At 67.4% G+C, this 12706-nt stretch carries 14 protein-coding genes; 1 reads left to right on the top strand and 13 read right to left on the bottom strand.

Annotation, left to right across the window (positions count from 1 at the left end; genetic code table 11):
• Nucleotides 1–31: 31 nt before the first annotated feature.
• Nucleotides 32–1141 (bottom strand): aromatic ring-hydroxylating dioxygenase subunit alpha, encoded by a 1110-nt coding sequence (locus tag AX708_RS04320; RefSeq protein ID WP_197426108.1) that lies wholly within the window; start codon nt 1139–1141, stop codon nt 32–34.
• A gap of 124 nt (nt 1142–1265) precedes the next feature.
• Here AX708_RS04320 and AX708_RS04315 point away from each other — a divergent pair, with 124 nt between their 5' ends.
• Nucleotides 1266–3020, top strand: coding sequence for an MFS transporter (locus tag AX708_RS04315; protein ID WP_066530007.1), 1755 nt, complete (start codon nt 1266–1268; stop codon nt 3018–3020).
• A 148-nt stretch (nt 3021–3168) separates the two neighbouring features.
• Here AX708_RS04315 and AX708_RS04310 read toward each other — a convergent pair whose 3' ends face one another.
• The 12 genes from AX708_RS04310 to AX708_RS04255 all read right to left on the bottom strand — a co-directional run bounded on the left by AX708_RS04310 (nt 3169) and on the right by AX708_RS04255 (nt 12508).
• Complete coding sequence (locus AX708_RS04310) at nt 3169–4509, bottom strand: folylpolyglutamate synthase/dihydrofolate synthase family protein (protein WP_066530010.1); 1341 nt, start codon at nt 4507–4509, stop codon at nt 3169–3171.
• Nucleotides 4510–4548: 39 nt separating this feature from the next.
• Nucleotides 4549–5400 carry an acetyl-CoA carboxylase, carboxyltransferase subunit beta gene (gene accD, locus AX708_RS04305; protein WP_066530014.1) on the bottom strand — a complete coding sequence of 284 codons (852 nt, stop codon included), beginning with the start codon at nt 5398–5400 and terminating at the stop codon, nt 4549–4551.
• Nucleotides 5401–5482: 82 nt separating this feature from the next.
• On the bottom strand, nt 5483–6262 hold the full coding sequence (gene trpA / locus AX708_RS04300; RefSeq protein WP_066530016.1) for a tryptophan synthase subunit alpha: 780 nt from the start codon (nt 6260–6262) through the stop codon (nt 5483–5485).
• Entirely contained in the window at nt 6259–6447 is a 189-nt protein-coding gene (locus AX708_RS04295; RefSeq protein ID WP_066530017.1) for a hypothetical protein, read from the bottom strand. Before AX708_RS04295 ends, trpA begins: the two co-directional genes overlap by 4 nt.
• Nucleotides 6444–7658: a tryptophan synthase subunit beta gene (trpB, locus tag AX708_RS04290; protein WP_066530018.1), complete on the bottom strand. Its 1215-nt coding sequence runs from the start codon at nt 7656–7658 to the stop codon at nt 6444–6446. The genes AX708_RS04295 and trpB overlap by 4 nt, the downstream gene beginning before the upstream one ends.
• Nucleotides 7655–8287, bottom strand: a complete 633-nt coding sequence (locus AX708_RS04285) for a phosphoribosylanthranilate isomerase (RefSeq protein WP_066530021.1) — start codon at nt 8285–8287, stop codon at nt 7655–7657. Before AX708_RS04285 ends, trpB begins: the two co-directional genes overlap by 4 nt.
• Before the next feature lie 10 nt (nt 8288–8297).
• On the bottom strand, nt 8298–8831 hold the full coding sequence (locus AX708_RS04280) for a GNAT family N-acetyltransferase (protein ID WP_066530023.1): 534 nt from the start codon (nt 8829–8831) through the stop codon (nt 8298–8300).
• A gap of 2 nt (nt 8832–8833) precedes the next feature.
• Nucleotides 8834–9196, bottom strand: a complete 363-nt coding sequence (locus AX708_RS04275) for a bleomycin resistance protein (protein WP_066530024.1) — start codon at nt 9194–9196, stop codon at nt 8834–8836.
• A gap of 10 nt (nt 9197–9206) precedes the next feature.
• On the bottom strand, nt 9207–9881 hold the full coding sequence (pyrF, locus tag AX708_RS04270; protein WP_066530026.1) for an orotidine-5'-phosphate decarboxylase: 675 nt from the start codon (nt 9879–9881) through the stop codon (nt 9207–9209).
• The gene (locus tag AX708_RS04265) at nt 9878–10294 is read right to left on the bottom strand and encodes a hypothetical protein (RefSeq protein WP_066530028.1); all 417 of its coding nucleotides are present in this window, start codon (nt 10292–10294) and stop codon (nt 9878–9880) included. The genes pyrF and AX708_RS04265 overlap by 4 nt, the downstream gene beginning before the upstream one ends.
• Nucleotides 10295–10370: 76 nt before the next feature.
• A complete protein-coding gene (purB, locus tag AX708_RS04260; RefSeq protein ID WP_066530030.1) occupies nt 10371–11681 on the bottom strand; it encodes an adenylosuccinate lyase in 1311 nt (436 codons plus the stop codon).
• Between the two features lie 101 nt (nt 11682–11782).
• Nucleotides 11783–12508 carry a helix-turn-helix transcriptional regulator gene (locus AX708_RS04255; RefSeq protein WP_066530032.1) on the bottom strand — a complete coding sequence of 242 codons (726 nt, stop codon included), beginning with the start codon at nt 12506–12508 and terminating at the stop codon, nt 11783–11785.
• Nucleotides 12509–12706 lie beyond the last annotated feature (198 nt).

Raw genomic sequence — 12706 nt, 5'->3', positions numbered from 1 at the left:
CTGGGTGGGCATGGGGGCGGCGCCTAGGCCCTCACGGGGCCGCCCGCAAGGCTTCGCTCACGATCTGGTCGAACCGCGCGATCCCGCCTTCGAGGGTGCCGAGGGTGATGTGATCGACAGCGCCGCTCGAAAGCCCCTGCTGGCCGAGCTCCGCCGCCCGGAAATCCTCGCTGGCAAAAACCCCGCCGTCGAGCAGGTTCCAGCTCTTCTCCCAATGCGCCAGCGCCTTCTCGGTGGCGGGTGCCTCGGGAATGAGCATGAAGTCCTCGACCAGCGTCAGATCGGCTGCCTGCGGCATGAGCACCATCACGTTGACGTAATCGGGGCTCGGCACGATCACCGTTGCGGGGAGTAGCTGGTAGGCGAAGGTCACCACCCGGCGCAGGCTCGCCATGTCGGTGAGGTCTACGCCCTCCATCTCCTCCAGCCGCCCGACGGCAGAGCGCTGGTGCGGGCCGATCTGGTCGCCGGCGGTGATCCCGTCCTTGAAGAACGGGCCGATGGTCGCGGCATGGAGCCGGGTGACATGGTAGCTCTCGAGGAAGGCATCCATGATCAGCTTCCAGTTGCCCTTCACCGTGTGGAGCTTGCGCCGGAACAGGTGCGCGCTCCTGAGGCCGAAGGCGTCGAAGTCGCTGCCCAATTCCTGTGCAGCGCTGAAGTCCGCACCCTCGGCCGGCGAAAACCAGATCAACCCGCCTGCCTCGAGACTGGGCAGCTCGACCAGCCCGAAGTCGCCCTTGTCGAGCCCCGGGAAGGTCTCGGGCCGGGGGAGGGCCATCAGCCCGCCGTCGAGCCGGTAGGTCCATGCGTGATAGGGGCACACAAGCCGCTTGGCGCACTGGACTTCGCTGCCCTCCACCAGCCGCGTCCCGCGGTGGCGGCAGACGTTGAGGAAGACGTGCGCCTTGCCCTGTGCGTCGCGGGTGATCAGCAGCGGGCGGCCCGTCGCGTCGTGCGGCACGGCCATGCCGGGCTCGGGCAGCAGCGCGCTCGGGCAGATCACTTGCGGCAGCCGCTCGAACAGCGCCGCCTTCTCGCGCGCGAAGTGATCGGGGCAGGTGTAGTTCGTTGCCGGCACGGTCTGGATCCCGCCCGCCACCTTCGCGCGCCCTTCGCGGATCGCTTCGGCGAGGGCCAATTGTCCGGGGGTGGGACGCAATGTGGGGACAGCTGTGCCGACTGGGTTCATGTTCTCTTCCCCATTCCTCTCCTGAGCGGCTAGTGTCGCAGAAATCCGCGCCAACGGGAAGGACGTGAGCAGCATGGCCGAAGCATCGGCAGCAACAGGCAAACCGGGCTGGGGCACACTCCTGCGTTCGCTGCGCAATCCGAAAAGCGGCTTCATGGTGCTGTTCGGCTTCGCACAGGGCCTTCCGCCCGCGCTATTCCTCGGCACGCTCTACGCCTGGCTTTCAGAGGCTGAAGTCGATCTCGAGACGATGGGCGTGTTCTCGCTGGTGGGCCTTGCTTATGCCTTCCAGTTCCTGTGGTCGCCGCTGCTCGACAAGGTCGACATTCCGGGGCTGCGCAAGCTCGGCAAGCGCAAGCAGTGGATCGCGCCGATGCAGCTCGTCATCGGCATCGCGCTGGTGGTGATGAGCGGGCTCGACCCGCGCTCGGCCCTCGCGTGGTTCAGCCTGCTTGCGGCGGTCGGCGCCTTCGCCAGCGCGACACAGGACATCGCCATCAACGCCTGGCGTATCGATGTCGCCGACGAAGTGGCGACCATCGACATCCTCTCGACCATAACTCAGATGGGTTTCCGTCTCGCCTCGCTGGTCGGCGGCGCCATCGGGCTGATCATGGCCGACCGTTATGGCTGGCCCTTCGTCTACGTGATGTTCGGCGCCTTCATGCTGGCAATCGGCATCGCCGGGCTGTTCGCGCCCGATGCCGAGGTGAGCGAGGACCGCGCTGCCAACGCCGCCTTCAACCGCAGCGAGGTGGCCGAGCTTTATGCTGTGGGAGAGGTGACGCCGGAGGTGCGCAGCCGCGCGCTGCTGGCTGTCGGCCTGCTGTGGGCTTGGGCAATCGGAACGGTCGTGGTGTTCATGGTCCGCTCGATGACCGAGAGTCCCGAGACCCGACCCGACGTCGCGCTATTCACCACCACTTATGGCCCGCTCATCGTGCTGGCGACAATCGTGCTTCCGGCCTTCATCGCGGCCTGGGTGGTCAAGCAGCAACGCCAGGGCGTGAATGTCATCGCCGCTGAATTGCCGGAAGGCATGGTGCGCGAGGTCACCTTTGCCGATCACCTCTACCGCGCGCTGGTGCTACCGCTGGTCGAGTTCGTCAGCCGCATGGGCTGGTCGCTGATGCTGGTGCTCGCGCTGGTGCTGACCTACCGGATCACGGATTCGGTCTGGGGGGTGTTTGCCTATCCGTTCTACCTCAAGGAGCTTGGCTATACCGGCGAGGATGTCGCCTTCGCCTCGAAGATTCTTGGCATTTTCGCCGTGCTGATCGGCCTTGCCCTAGGTGGCTGGCTGATCACGGTGTTGGGGCGAATGTTCATGCTTACCATCGGCGCAGTAGTGGCGGCGGCGACCAACTTGCTATACGCCAACCTTGCCGTCGGCGGTGCGGCGATGCAGGCGGCGAGCGACGCTATCGGCTTCACCTGGCTGGTAAATTCGATGGCACAGGGCCTTTCGCCCCTGTTCTTCGTCGCCGCGCCGCCCTCGCCTGGGCTGGCAAAGCTGGCCTTCACGATCTTTTGGGAAAACCTTGCGATTGGCATCGCTGGTGCGGCCTATATCGCCTGGCTTTCGAGCATCGTCGCCAAACGCTATGCGGCAGTGCAGTTCGCGCTGCTCGCTTCGCTGACGCTGCTGATCGGCACCTTGGGACGCGGAGCGCTCGGGCAAATGATCGAGCAGCGCGGCTATAACTATGTCTTTATCCTGACGACATTGATCGGCGGGATCGCCGTAGTGCTGTGCGTGATCGAATGGATGCGGCAGGCACGGTCGGGACGGGCGGAGAATGCCCCGCCGCCCGATCCGGAGATCTAAAGCGCTTTCCTACTTGGAAAAGACGGGTCATTCTTGCCCGCATGAGATGCCTGACCCTGATTCTGCGCGCGTTGATGTGGCCAGCAGAGGAAGCGGTTTTCGGTTCCTGGACAGTGTCTCATGTGTCTCCAACAGGAGACGGACGGTATCAGTCGGGCAGCTCGTCATTGAGCCGCAGTACCTCGCCCGCGAGGTAGAGCGAGCCGGCGATCAGGATCGGCAGGCCGTCGTCAGGGATCATCGCCAGCGCGCTCGGCACATTAGGGGCCGGGCGCGCATCGGGGCCGAAGGCGCTCGCGGGGTGCCATTCGTGGCCCGGCACCGGCACGGCGGTGATGCTGGCGATGGCGGGGGCGAGCGGGCCGATCAGCGAGGCGGGGTCCTTGCCCTCGATCATGCCGATCACAAGGTGGAGGCGGCGCAGCGGGTTGGCAGGATCGGGCACGCCTGCGCCAAACATGCGGGCGATGGCCTGCCCGGCATCGGGGTTGTGCCCGCCGTCGAGCCAGACCTCGCGGCTACCGGTTAGGGGGCCGGGGGAGAGGTGCTGCATTCGTGCGGGCCAGCGTGCGGCGGCGAGCCCCGCCTTCATCGCTGCCTCGCTGACCTGCACCTTGTCCTGAAACCGCAGCATGGCGACGGCGAGCCCGGCATTGTGGACCTGATGCCGCCCGTTCAGGCCCAGCCGGGCGTGGAAGTAGCACGCCTGCCCCTCGCCATAGACCAGCACTCTGTTGTTCCCGGTCGGCTTGGCGGCCCATGCGCCATAGAGGCCGCAAGGGAAGATCGGCGCGCCGGCGCTCGCGGCAACGCCTTCGATCGCGGCCTTCGATTGCGGCAGGTGGTGATCGCCCATCGTCACCAGCGGCACGCCGCGCTTGGCGATCCCCGCCTTCTCGAAGGCGATCCGCGCCATCGGCTCCTTGGGCACGCCTTCCTCGGGCGCCAGCAGGAAGCGTTCGTGATCGAGGCCGAGCGCGGCGATCCCGCAGGCGGCGAGCACTTCGGGTTCGAGTACATTGGTCGCGTCGAACCGCCCGCCCATGCCAACTTCGACCACGCAGGCGTCAGCGGGGACGCGGCTGAAGGCGAGGAAGGCGGCGGCGATGGTGACTTCGAAGAAGCTCGGGCCGAGGTCCTCTCCCGCGTCCAGCACCTCCTTGAGGACGTCCGCCAGCATGGCGTCGGAGATCAGCTCTCCGGCGAGGCGGATACGCTCGTTGTAACGGACGAGGTGGGGGGAGGTGGTGACGTGGACCTTGTAGCCCTCGGCCTCCAGCATCGCGCGCAGGAAGGCGCAGGTGGAGCCCTTGCCGTTGGTGCCCGCGACGTGGAACACCGGCGGCAGCTTGCGGTGAGGATTGCCGAGGCGTTCCATGAGGGCGCGGATCGTGTCCAGCCCGAGCCGTCCCTGCGGCAGGCTCAGCGCGGCGAGGCGATCAAGCTGTGCCTGAACGCGCGGATCGTCGGATTTGCCGAAGTCTCTCATGCCCACCCCCGGCCCCTCCCGCAGGCGGGAGGGGAGGACTTACGCCGCCTTCACGGGCGCCAGATAGTCGAGCACCTGCGCCAGCGTTGCTTTCAGCTCGTGGCGGGGCACGACCATGTCGACCATGCCGTGCTTGTGGAGGTACTCGGCGCGCTGGAAGCCTTCGGGCAGCTGCTCGCGGATCGTGTCCTGGATCACGCGCTGGCCCGCAAAGCCGATAAGGGCGCCGGGCTCGGCAATGTGGATGTCGCCGAGCATGGCGTAGCTCGCGGTCACGCCGCCGGTGGTCGGGTCGGAGAGCACCACGATATAGGGCAGGCCAGCCTGCTTCAGCCGCCGCGTCATCACCGTCGCGCGCGGCATCTGCATGAGGCTGAGAATCCCCTCCTGCATCCGCGCGCCGCCCGCCGCGGTCACCACGACATAGGCGCACTTGCGATCCAATGCCTTCTGCGCCCCGTTGCAGAAGGCCTGTCCCACGGCCATGCCCATCGAGCCGCCCATGAAGCTGAAATCCTGCACGCCGACCACCGCCGGCTGCGCGTCGATGAAGCCCGATCCGACCACGAAGGCATCCTCATGCGGGTTGGCAGCGCGCGCGGCCTTCAGGCGGTCGGTGTATTTCTTGGTGTCCTTGAACTGGAGCGGGTCCTCGGTGACCTTGGGGAGGGGCAGCACCTCGAAACCTTCGTCGAGCAGCAGCGCGAGCCGCGCGTCCGCCCCGATGCGGCCGTGATGCTCGCACTTGGGGCAGACGCTGAGGTTCGCCTCGTAATCGGCGACGAACAGCATCTCCTGGCACGAGGGGCACTTGATCCACAGATCCTTCTCGGTTGTCTTCTTCTCCGAGGCAAAGCCGAGCGAATTGCGGACGCGGGTGAACCAGTTCATGGGCAAGTCCTTAGCCGGGTTTCCCCGTCATGGCGAGATGGGCGGGCATGGGAGCAATCCACAGGGTGGCGTTGCAGTTCCCTCAGCGGGCCGAGTGCACGGCCTCGGCGAGCGCCTTGGTCAGGGTCTTGAGGTGCTGCGGAGCCTCGGCGCCATACTGGCCGCAGATTTCGACCAGCGCGCTGCCGACCACGACGCCGTCAGCAACCTTGGCGATTTCCGCCGCCTGCTCGGGCGTGCGCACCCCGAAGCCGACCGCTACGGGAATGTCGGTCGACTGCTTGATGCGCGCGACGTTCGCCTCGATGCTGGCGATCTGCGCCTGCTGCTTGCCGGTGATCCCGGCGACTGAGACGTAGTAGAGGAAGCCCTCCGAACCCTCGAGCACCTGCGGCAGGCGCGCGGCGTCGGTTGTCGGGGTGGCGAGCCGGATCGGGGCGATGCCCTTCGCGCGCAGGGCCGGGCCGAGCGCGTCGTCCTCCTCGGGCGGAATGTCGACGCAAATGACGCCGTCAACGCCCGCAGCTGCGGCAGCCCCGGCGAACCACTCGGGCCCGCGGCGGACCATCGGGTTGGCATAGCCCATCAGCACCAGCGGCACGTGCGGGTGGCGCGCGCGGAATTCGGTTGAGTAACGCAGCACGTCCGCGGTAGTCGTGCCCGCGCCGAGCGAGCGCAGATTGGCGCTCTGGATCGCGGGGCCATCGGCCATCGGATCGGTGAAGGGCATGCCGAGCTCGATCACATCCGCCCCGGCTTCCACCAGCGCATCGAGATTGGCTGCCGTGTCGCCGTCGCCCGCGGTGATGAAGCAGACGAGCGCGGGGCGGGGCTGGGCGAAGGTGGTGGTGAGGCGGGTCATCCGAGCAACCGAGTTTTGAGCTTCATGAGTGAACCCATGACGAAAAAGAGAGCGGAGGCGAGCACAACCTCTTCAGCAGCCTTCGTGCTCTCGAAGCCGAAAGAGCTCGCAAGAATGGCTGCGATGGGAGGAATGGCGGCGAGGAGCAGGCCGATGCCTAGCGCTCTCGCGTAATCGTTGTTCAAAGCTCCACCCCCAGCCTCTCGGCCACCGTGAAGATGTCTTTGTCGCCGCGCCCGCACAGGTTGGCGAGGATGATGCTGTCCTTGGGCATCGTCGGCGCGACCTTCTTCACTGCCGCGATGGCGTGCGAGGGTTCGAGGGCCGGAATGATCCCCTCGGTCGCGCAGAGCAGCTGGAAGGCGTCCAAGGCCTCCTCGTCGGTGACGGCGGTGTAATCGACCCGGCCGCTCTCCTTGAGCCACGCGTGCTCCGGGCCGATGCCGGGGTAGTCAAGCCCTGCGCTGATCGAGTGGCCCTCGGTGATCTGGCCGTCCTCGTCCTGCAGCAGATAGGTGCGGTTGCCGTGGAGCACGCCGGGCGAGCCGCCGAGCAGGCTCGCCGCGTGCTCGTCGCCGTCGAGGCCATGGCCCGCCGCTTCGACGCCGAGCATCTTCACCGAAGGGTCATCGAGGAAGGGGTGGAACAGCCCCAGCGCGTTAGACCCGCCGCCGATCGCCGCGACCAGCAGGTCGGGCAGGCGGCCGGTGCGGGCGAGCATCTGGGCGCGGGCTTCCTTGCCGATCACGCTCTGGAAGTTGCGGACCATCTCGGGATAGGGGTGCGGGCCTGCCGCGGTGCCGATGATGTAGAAGGTGTCGTGGACGTTGGCGACCCAGTCCCTGAGGCCCTCGTTCATCGCGTCTTTCAGGGTCGCGCCGCCGCTGGTGACGGGGACCACTTCGGCCCCCAGCAGCTTCATGCGGAACACGTTGGGCGACTGGCGCTTCACATCCTCGGCGCCCATGTAGATCACGCAAGGCAGGCCGAAGCGCGCGCAGACGGTGGCGGTCGCGACGCCGTGCTGGCCCGCGCCGGTCTCGGCGATGATGCGGGTCTTGCCCATGCGGATGGCGAGCAGGATCTGGCCGATGCAGTTGTTGATCTTGTGCGCGCCGGTGTGATTCAATTCGTCGCGCTTGAACCACACCTGCGCGCCGCCGAGCTCCTCCGTCAGGCGCGGCGCGAAGTAGAGCGGCGAGGGGCGGCCGACGTAATGTTCGAGCAGGTCGTCGAACTCGGCCTGGAACGCGGGGTCTTGCTGCGCCTTCCTGTATTCGCGCTCGAGATCGAGCACCAGCGGCATCAGCGTCTCGGCGACATAGCGCCCGCCGAACTGGCCGAAATGGCCGCGCTCGTCCGGCATGTTGCGAAAGGAATTGGGGACAGTGTTCATAGCCGCGCGGCTTTGCAGAAGGCGGCGATCTTGTCCACGTCCTTGATGCCGGGGCCGCGCTCGACCCCGGAGGAAGTGTCGACCAGCGGCGCGCCGGTCAGGCGGATAGCATCGGCGACATTGGCGGGGGTGAGGCCTCCCGCCAGCCCCCAGGCGAGCGGGGCCTGCCAGCCCGCAAGCAGGCTCCAGTCGAAGGCCGTGCCATTGCCGCCGGGGAGCGCGGTGGCGGGCGCATCGAGCAGCACGCGGTCGGCCGCACCGCGGAAGGCGGCGACCTTGGCGAGGCTCTCGGCATCCCGGACGGCCATGGCGCGCCAGGCTTCGATCCCCGTCTCGGCGCGGAAGCGGGCGAGGGTTTCGGGGGGCTCGGCCCCGTGGAACTGGACGACGTCGGGGGCAATGGTGCGCACCGCCTCGGCCAGCAGGGCCGGATCGGGGTTCACCAGCAGCAGCACCGCCTTGACGTGATCGGGCACCTGCCGCCGCAGCATCGCGGCATCGGCGAGGCTGAGGTGGCGCGGGCTCTTGGCGAAATGGACGAAGCCGACATGGCTCGCCCCGGCGCCCACCGTTGCGGCGAGGGTCTCGAGGGTCGAAATCCCGCAGATTTTCACAAGAGTGCCAGCCATGCGCCGGGCCTTACGCGGGGCCGAGATGCTTTTCCAGCACCACGAAGGTGATCTGCGGGCCGGTCTCGGCATCGGCGGGGCGCAGTTCGTGGAAGGGGCGGGTCTCGCCGGTGAAGCCATAGCCGCGCCGGACATACCAGGCGATCAGGCTCTCCCTGCTGTCGATCACGGTCATTTCCATCGTCGCAAGCCCGAGCGCGCGCCCGTGGTCCTCCGCCGCATCGAGCAGCTTGCGGCCAAGGCCGGAGGATTGCAGCGTGGGAAGCACGCACAGCATCCCGAGATAGCCGAGCGCCTCGTCCTTGCGCGTTACCGCGACGCAGCCGACCAGCGCGCCCGCGTCGCGTGCTGTGAGGATCGTCACCGCCGGATCGGCGAGCAGTGCAACGAGCTCCTCGCGCCCGATGCGCTCGTCGTCGAGGATGTCGGCCTCGTGGTTCCACCCCTGACGCGCCGAATCGCCGCGATAGGCGGCTTCGAGCAGGTCTTTCAGCGCGGGCGCGTCGGCAGGGGAGGCGGCGGTGATCGCGACGGTGTCGGTCATGCTCAGTCGTTCTGAATCAGTCGCAGCAGCGTTCCGTCGGGGTCGATCAGATAGGCGATGGTGAGCCCGCTCGGATCGGGCGCGGCGGGGTGATAGCGCGGGATGCCGCGGCGCGCATCGGGCACCCCGCTGGCCTCGACCAGCGCCATCATCGCGGAGAGATCGTCGAGCCTGAGGCAGCAGCTGAAGGACGACTGGAAGGGATCGAGATCGGGGTAGGGGAAGAATTCGAGCTTCAGATCCCCGCGTGAGAGGATCATCCAGCCGTCGGAGCGGTAGTCCTCTTCGAACCCGAGCTTGGCGTAGTAGGCGGCGGTTGCGGCGAAATCGCGGGAGGGCAGGTTGGGGGTGGCCTCGTCCGCCATGCCTGTTCGCCTAGAGCGTCGCCTCGATCGCCCGAGCTGCGGCGGCCGGGTCCTCCGCGCGGCTGATCGGGCGGCCGATGACGAGGACGCTCGCGCCGTTGTCACGCGCGGCGCGGGGGGTGACGACGCGCTTCTGGTCGCCGGTGCCGTTCCCGGCAGGACGCAGGCCGGGGACGACGAAGAAGCCGTCCTTCCACGCCTTCTTCACCATGCCGACCTCCTGCCCGGAGCACACGATCCCGTCGAGGCCCGCCGCGTGGGCGAGCTCGGCGAGGCGCATGACCTGCGTCTCGGCGCTGCCATAGACGCCGGTGGCGGTCAGGTCGTTCGCATCGAGGCTGGTAAGCATCGTCACCGCGACCACCTTGGTGCCCGCGGCCGCAGCCGCCTTCGCATCCTCCATCATCGCGCGCCCGCCGCTCGCATGGACGGTGACGATCGCGGGTTCATAGACATGGATCGCCTGCATCGCGGCGGCGACGGTGTTGGGGATGTCGTGGAACTTGAGGTCGAGGAAGATCGGCAGCCCGCAATGGGCGATTTCGTGGACCCCGTGCGCGCCGTGGGCGCAGAAGAACTCGAGGCCGAGCTTGACCCCGCCGATATGGGCCTTGACCTTCTCGACCAGCGCCTTGGCCGGTTCGAGCTGGGGCACGTCCAGCGCCAGATAGACCGGATTGCTCATTCGCCCGCGCTCCCCCCGTCGCTGCCCGTGGCGCCGCTATCGCTGCCGCTATCGGAAATGTCGAAAGCGTCGCCTTCTTCTCCCCCACTTTTCCCGGGCTTGTCCACAGGGCTGTCCGCCAGCGGCGGGGTGACCGGTCCTGCGCTCGTGTCGGCGCGGTGCGGCATCACGCTGTTCTTCAGCGAATTTTCGAGCGTGCGCAGGCGGCGGTTCAGGCTCCACACCACGCTGCGGTGCACCGCCCACATCGGCAGGAAGCCGGCGGTGAAGGCCAGCAGCGCCAGCATAGGCACCTTGGTCTCGAGCACGAGGTTCTGCCACAGCCGCAGTTCGACCGGCTGCCAGTTGTAGATGGCGAACACCAGGAAGCCGAGCGCGGCCAGAACCCAGATGATGGTGCGAAGGACTTTCACGAAGGTTGTGTCTCCCGGTGGCCCCTGGTGGGTGCGAACCTAAGCCATTCGGCTCCCAAGTCCAGCACCCGCGCCCTCATCCGAACACCCGGGCGAAGATCGTGTCGACGTGCTTGAAATGGTAGCCGAGGTCGAACTTCTCTTCGAGCTGCGCAGGGCTGAGCGCGGCGGTGACATCGGGGTCGGCCTTGAGCAGATCGAGCAGCGAGAGCGCGCCGTCCGATTCCCACACCTTCATGGCGTTGCGCTGGACGAGGCGGTAGCTCTCGTCGCGCGTCAGCCCCGCCTGCGTCAGCGCCAGCAGTACGCGCTGCGAGTGGATGAGGCCGCCCATGCGGTTCATGTTCTTCGCCATGCGCTCCGGGTAGACGAGCAGCTTCTCGACCACGCCGGTCAGCCGCGCGAGGGCGAAATCCAGCGTGATGGTCGCATCCGGGCCGATGTAGCGCTCGACCGAGGAGTGCGAGATGTCCCGCTCGTGCCACAGCGCGACATTCTCGAGCGCGGGGGTGACGGCGGAGCGGACCACGCGCGCCAATCCCGTGAGGTTCTCGGTCAGCACCGGGTTGCGTTTGTGCGGCATGGCGGAGGAGCCCTTCTGGCCGGGGGAGAAATACTCCTCGGCCTCGAGCACCTCGGTACGCTGCAGGTGGCGGATTTCGGTGGCGAGCCGCTCGATCGAACTGGCGATCACGCCGAGGGTGGCGAAATACATCGCATGGCGATCGCGCGGGATAACCTGGGTGGAGACGGGCTCGATTTCGAGGCCGAGCTGCTCGGCCACATAGGCCTCGACCGCCGGATCGACGTTCGCAAAGGTGCCGACCGCGCCCGAGATGGCGCAGGTCGCGATCTCCGCGCGCGCCGCCACCAGACGGGTGCGGCAGCGGCTGAATTCTGCATAGGCTTCGGCAAGCTTCAGCCCGAAGGTCACCGGCTCGGCATGGATGCCGTGGCTGCGGCCGATGGTGGGGGTGTATTTGTGCTCCTCGGCGCGGGTCCTGATCGCGGCGAGCAACGCGTCGAGATCGGCGAGCAGGATGTCGCTCGCCCGCGCCAGCTGCACCGAGAGCGTCGTGTCGAGCACGTCGGAGCTGGTCATGCCCTGATGCATGAAGCGCGCTTCCTCGCCCACCTCGCGCGCCACCCAGTCGAGGAAGGCGATCACGTCATGCTTGGTCACCGCTTCGATGGCGTCGATTGCCTCCACGTCGATCTTCGGATCGGTCGCCCACCAGTCCCACAGCGCCTTGGCGGCAGACTGCGGCACGACGCCCAGATCGGCGAGCTTCTGCGTCGCGTGCGCCTCGATCTCGAACCAGATGCGATATTTCGCCTCGGGCTCCCACAGGGCGGTCATGGCAGGGCGGGCGTAGCGGGGGACCATGGAAGGGCTCCGGTTGCGGGGTCGAACTCGCCGGAGCGGCTAGGCGGCAAGGGCGCGAATGGCAAGAGCGGGCGCGGCCCGTGATCGGCCGCTGTCCCCGCTTACAGCTGCCCCAGGCTAGCCCATTTGGCCACCGCATGGGCACGGGTTGCGGCATCGAGCTTGGCGCGCGCATTGTCGATATGGAAGCGCACCGTCGCCTCGGACAGCGAGAGGATCACCGCGATTTCCCAATCGGTCTTGCCTTCCGCGACATAGGCGAGGCAATCCGCCTCGCGCGGAGTGAGCGCGGGGGGCGGTGTTTCGGGTGCCGGGCGCGCCAGATCGACCAGATGATCAGTGAACAACAAGGCCGCGCGGTGCACCGCTCGCGCGCAATCGGGCGGGGGGGCGCCTTCCGCAAACCCGATATGGACCGAAGCGATCCGCCCCGCCGGACCATAGGAGGTCGCGCACAGGGCCTCGCCGATGCGCGCTTCGGACAGCGCCTCCCAATAGTCGCCGAAGCGGCGGTCGCGATGCGGGGCAAAGTCGCTGAAGCGATAGCGCGTACGGCCTTCGCGGATCGGGCGCAGCAGGGGGTTCTTGTCAAAGCAGATGAAGTTGAACGAGGCGCTGCCTTCCCATCCGGGGACAGCGTGCCGCTCGATCACGCCGCCTGCGGCATAGTGGCGCTGCGAGGTCAGGCGTCCCACGGGCCGGGAATAGGCGCGCGCCTGAAAATAACTCGCCCCGCGCGCCAGCACCTGTTCCCGAAAACGCGCAGTCGCGGCCTTCGGATCGCTGGCAGTCAGCACCGGCATCAGATCGGCCATCCACTGCTGCATCACGCCCCCTTCGCGCCTTGAGCGCCGCCGAGAATAGCCGTGAGCTCAGCGCTTGTCACGCGCCGCCACATGGTGCGCGCGCCTTGTCAATCTCCCGATCCCGGGAGGTAGGCGAAGCGGCTCCGGTTCTGACATGGCGCAAGCTCGGGATCACGGATCGGGAGATGCGGCAATGCGGGCGGGGGGACGCGCGGGGAG

The organism is Erythrobacter sp. CCH5-A1 (assembly GCF_001557115.1).
Classification (GTDB): domain Bacteria; phylum Pseudomonadota; class Alphaproteobacteria; order Sphingomonadales; family Sphingomonadaceae; genus Erythrobacter.
Note: the sequence above shows the minus strand (reverse complement) of the source record. Positions and strands in the feature narration are given on the sequence as shown.

What these genes read in the sequence shown, in the direction of transcription:
- AX708_RS04315 (WP_066530007.1), top strand. Translation starts at nt 1,266, where the DNA reads ATGGCCGAAGCATCGGCAGCAACAGGCAAACCGGGCTGGGGCACACTC.
- AX708_RS04310 (WP_066530010.1), bottom strand. Translation starts at nt 4,509, where the DNA reads ATGAGAGACTTCGGCAAATCCGACGATCCGCGCGTTCAGGCACAGCTT.
- accD (WP_066530014.1), bottom strand. Translation starts at nt 5,400, where the DNA reads ATGAACTGGTTCACCCGCGTCCGCAATTCGCTCGGCTTTGCCTCGGAG.
- trpA (WP_066530016.1), bottom strand. Translation starts at nt 6,262, where the DNA reads ATGACCCGCCTCACCACCACCTTCGCCCAGCCCCGCCCCGCGCTCGTC.
- trpB (WP_066530018.1), bottom strand. Translation starts at nt 7,658, where the DNA reads ATGAACACTGTCCCCAATTCCTTTCGCAACATGCCGGACGAGCGCGGC.
- AX708_RS04285 (WP_066530021.1), bottom strand. Translation starts at nt 8,287, where the DNA reads ATGGCTGGCACTCTTGTGAAAATCTGCGGGATTTCGACCCTCGAGACC.
- AX708_RS04280 (WP_066530023.1), bottom strand. Translation starts at nt 8,831, where the DNA reads ATGACCGACACCGTCGCGATCACCGCCGCCTCCCCTGCCGACGCGCCC.
- AX708_RS04275 (WP_066530024.1), bottom strand. Translation starts at nt 9,196, where the DNA reads ATGGCGGACGAGGCCACCCCCAACCTGCCCTCCCGCGATTTCGCCGCA.
- pyrF (WP_066530026.1), bottom strand. Translation starts at nt 9,881, where the DNA reads ATGAGCAATCCGGTCTATCTGGCGCTGGACGTGCCCCAGCTCGAACCG.
- purB (WP_066530030.1), bottom strand. Translation starts at nt 11,681, where the DNA reads ATGGTCCCCCGCTACGCCCGCCCTGCCATGACCGCCCTGTGGGAGCCC.
- AX708_RS04255 (WP_066530032.1), bottom strand. Translation starts at nt 12,508, where the DNA reads ATGCAGCAGTGGATGGCCGATCTGATGCCGGTGCTGACTGCCAGCGAT.